This is a genomic window from Desulfobacter sp., from assembly GCF_050177295.1.
Genome location: NZ_JBFXHE010000472.1, coordinates 1 through 3,173 on the forward strand (window position 1 = coordinate 1; position 3,173 = coordinate 3,173).

A 3,173-nucleotide genomic window follows, 5' to 3' on the forward strand; every position below is an offset into this window, starting at 1 on the left:
CAGGTAGCCGGTAGGGGAGGGCGGAAAGCGTGTGATTATTGTATTCATTATGATCTCCAAAAGTTAAACTCTACGAACAACAGCCGGTACAGGATATTTGGGCCTTGTACTGCCCGAATTCGTATAACCCACATGGGCCGCAAGCCCACAACAAACAATGAAACTAAAGACTCCAACAATTCAGGGCTAAAATGGGCGCCGCAGTCGCTTCGCCCTCTTGTTTCTTGTATCTTGTCTCTATTTTCATATAAAAACAGCGTAAAATCGACGGTTTATCTATCATAATTGCGGGGCCTAAAGCAATCAGCAATTCTAATTAGAATCTTTGGTTGACTTCAAATAAAAAATAGGGTAATTAGATATGTTTTAAATTTTGGTAAGTATTAAATGAAAACCAAATAAAATAATATAGTTAGGAGAAAGTCATGGCCGTACCCAAGCAGAAAAGCTCCAAGGCAAGAGGAAGAAAAAGACGTACCCATTATAAAACCGGTTCCCCTACCATAACTTTATGTTCCGAGTGTCAGGAGCCAAAATTGCCCCATAGAGCATGTCCTGAATGCGGTGCATACAAAGGCAGAAATGTAAACACTGATATGGATGCAGACGATTAGTAGGCCGGAAGATACTTCAAGGAGTCAGATTATGACCATTGAAACCAAGGTAAGAAAAATTATTGCTGAAAAAATTCCCGGCATTGATATTGAGGACGTGGTTCCCCAGGCGTCGTTGATCGAAGATCTGGGGGCTGATTCTCTGACCATCGTTGAGCTTATCATGTCCATGGAAGAGATTTTTGAAATAGAAATTGACGACGACCAGGCCGAGAAATTGTCGACTGTCCAGGATATTTATGACTTCATTGCATCGAAATCATAAATAAATATAAAGGTCCGGGGTAGATATGGAAAAGGATAAACAGATTATCATCGGCAGTGATCATGCCGCGTTTGAATTAAAGGAAAAGATTAAGGATCTGCTCGCCGGTCTTGGTTATGAGGTTGAGGATGCGGGTACCCACGGCACTGCTTCGGTAAATTATGCCGATTTCGGTAAAAAGGTGGCCCAAGCCGTTTCCGACGGTACATTTGGCCGGGGTATTCTTCTGTGTGGCACCGGCCTTGGCATGTCCATGCAGGCCAACCGGTTTAAAGGTGTACGTGCCGCCCTGTGCTCGGATATCTTTTCCGCCAGGATGAGCCGGCAACACAATGATGCCAATATTCTGGTCATGGGTGGTCGTGTAATCGGTGATATTCTTGCCTTTGAACTGGTCAGGGAATGGCTTGCCACCCCCTTTGAAGGTGGTCGCCATCTGGACCGTATCCGTTCCCTAGATTAGAAGATTAGGTTAAGAAAGGCACGATTGAATTATGGAAAATATACAATTTATCAAAGCTTGTGATCCTGAGATTGCCTCCGTTATTGAGCGTGAATACAGTCGGCAGGAATACGGGCTGAATCTCATCGCTTCGGAAAATACAGTCAGCCGGGCAGTCATGGAAGCCCAGGGCTCCATCATGACCAACAAATATGCTGAAGGGTATCCGTCAAAGCGCTATTATGGCGGGTGCCAGTACATGGACGAGGCGGAAAATCTGGCCATTGAGCGGGTAAAAAAGCTATTCGGTGTGGAATATGCCAATGTGCAGCCCCATTCCGGATCCCAGGCCAATATGGCGGCTTACTTTTCCGTGCTCTCTCCCGGCGACGGGATACTGGCCATGGATCTTTCCCATGGCGGTCATTTAACCCATGGCGCAGGGGTAAGTTTTTCAGGCCGTTTGTTCAATTTTTCTCATTATGGTTTAAATCCGGAAACCGAAACAATCGATTTGAACCAGGTGGAAGATCTGGCCCGGGCAAATAAGCCTAAAATGATTGTGGCAGGGGCTTCGGCCTATCCTAGAACCCTTGACTTCAAGGGCTTTTCCGAAATTGCCAAAGCATGCGGTGCGCTGTTTCTGGTGGATATGGCTCATATTGCAGGCCTTGTGGCTGCGGGGGTACATCCCACACCTGTTGGATATGCAGATATTATCACTTCCACCACCCATAAAACCCTTCGTGGTCCCAGGGGTGGACTGATTCTCTCCAGCGCCGAACGGGGCAAAAAAATCAATTCCCAGATTTTTCCCGGTATCCAGGGCGGTCCCTTGATGCATGTTGTTACGGCCAAGGCAGTGGCGTTTAAAGAGGCATTGTTGCCGGCGTTTACTGAATATCAGAAACAAGTGGTCAAAAATGCCGCTGTCCTGGCAAAGGTGCTCATGGAAAGGGGCTATAAACTGGTGTCCAATGGTACGGATAACCACATGGTCCTGGTAGATTTTTCCGGGTTGGATATCACTGGAAAAGATGCGGAAGAGCGTCTCGGACAGGCAAATATTACGGTGAATAAAAATACCGTACCCAATGAAAAACGAAGCCCCTTTGTGACTTCGGGTGTACGTATCGGTGTGCCGTTGATTACCTCCAGGGGCATGAAGGAAGATGCTGTGGGGGATATCGCCGGATTTATCTGCGATGTGTTGGATGACGAGGCCAATGTCCCTAAAGTTGCCGCCAAGGTTAAAGAGCTTTGCACCCACTACCCGCTGTATGGGGATACCGCCTGCTGATGCTCCCTGTTTCCCCTGATTCCGCAAACGCCGTTAGTGATGGCCGCCCCTCCTGGGATGAGTATTTTATGGCCATCACGGAACTTGTGGCCTCCAGGGCCACCTGTCTTCGGCGAAAGGTGGGCGCGGTCCTGGTGAAGGATAAGCGCATTTTATGCTCGGGCTATAACGGGGCGCCCTCCCAAATCCCCCATTGCATACAGACCGGTTGCCTGCGCGATCAGCGTAATATACCCTCCGGGGAAAAACATGAGCTTTGCCGGGGCGTTCATGCTGAACAGAATGTGATCATCCAGGCTGCCTTCCACGGGATACCAGTTGCCGGTGCATCTCTGTACTGTACCATTCAACCCTGTTCCATCTGCGCCAAGATGATCATTAACGCCGGGATTAAAAAAGTGTACTTTAAAAAGGGATACGACGATCCCCTTTCCCTGGAGATGTTTGCCCAGGCCGAGGTGGAACTCATCCGGCTTGAATAATATCATGATAGTGTCTGAACTGAAAATCGTGTTTGGACGCAAAGTTGCCCAGATGCAAGGCGCAGAAAAA

5 protein-coding genes are annotated in these 3,173 nt (G+C 48.0%); all 5 read left to right on the top strand.

What is annotated here, in order from left to right; genetic code table 11:
- Window positions 1-425: 425 nt before the first annotated feature.
- Genes rpmF through AB7U36_RS21265 form a run of 5 tightly spaced genes read left to right on the top strand, consistent with a single transcriptional unit; the run spans window position 426 to window position 3,103 of the window.
- Window positions 426-614, top strand: a complete 189-nt coding sequence (rpmF, locus tag AB7U36_RS21245) for a 50S ribosomal protein L32 (protein ID WP_004074288.1) — start codon at window positions 426-428, stop codon at window positions 612-614.
- A gap of 31 nt (window positions 615-645) precedes the next feature.
- Window positions 646-879, top strand: coding sequence for an acyl carrier protein (gene acpP / locus AB7U36_RS21250; RefSeq protein WP_004074289.1), 234 nt, complete (start codon window positions 646-648; stop codon window positions 877-879).
- 25 nt (window positions 880-904) lie between these two features.
- A complete protein-coding gene (rpiB, locus tag AB7U36_RS21255) occupies window positions 905-1,342 on the top strand; it encodes a ribose 5-phosphate isomerase B (RefSeq protein WP_428161619.1) in 438 nt (145 codons plus the stop codon).
- A gap of 31 nt (window positions 1,343-1,373) precedes the next feature.
- Entirely contained in the window at window positions 1,374-2,621 is a 1,248-nt protein-coding gene (glyA, locus tag AB7U36_RS21260; protein WP_428161620.1) for a serine hydroxymethyltransferase, read from the top strand.
- A complete protein-coding gene (locus tag AB7U36_RS21265) occupies window positions 2,621-3,103 on the top strand; it encodes a deoxycytidylate deaminase (protein WP_428161621.1) in 483 nt (160 codons plus the stop codon). Before glyA ends, AB7U36_RS21265 begins: the two co-directional genes overlap by 1 nt.
- The last annotated feature ends 70 nt before the right edge of the window (window positions 3,104-3,173 follow it).

Bases quoted from the DNA above. Each gene is read 5' to 3' on its own strand.
- rpmF (WP_004074288.1), top strand. From the start codon at position 426: ATGGCCGTACCCAAGCAGAAAAGCTCCAAGGCAAGAGGAAGAAAAAGA.
- acpP (WP_004074289.1), top strand. From the start codon at position 646: ATGACCATTGAAACCAAGGTAAGAAAAATTATTGCTGAAAAAATTCCC.
- rpiB (WP_428161619.1), top strand. From the start codon at position 905: ATGGAAAAGGATAAACAGATTATCATCGGCAGTGATCATGCCGCGTTT.
- glyA (WP_428161620.1), top strand. From the start codon at position 1,374: ATGGAAAATATACAATTTATCAAAGCTTGTGATCCTGAGATTGCCTCC.
- AB7U36_RS21265 (WP_428161621.1), top strand. From the start codon at position 2,621: ATGCTCCCTGTTTCCCCTGATTCCGCAAACGCCGTTAGTGATGGCCGC.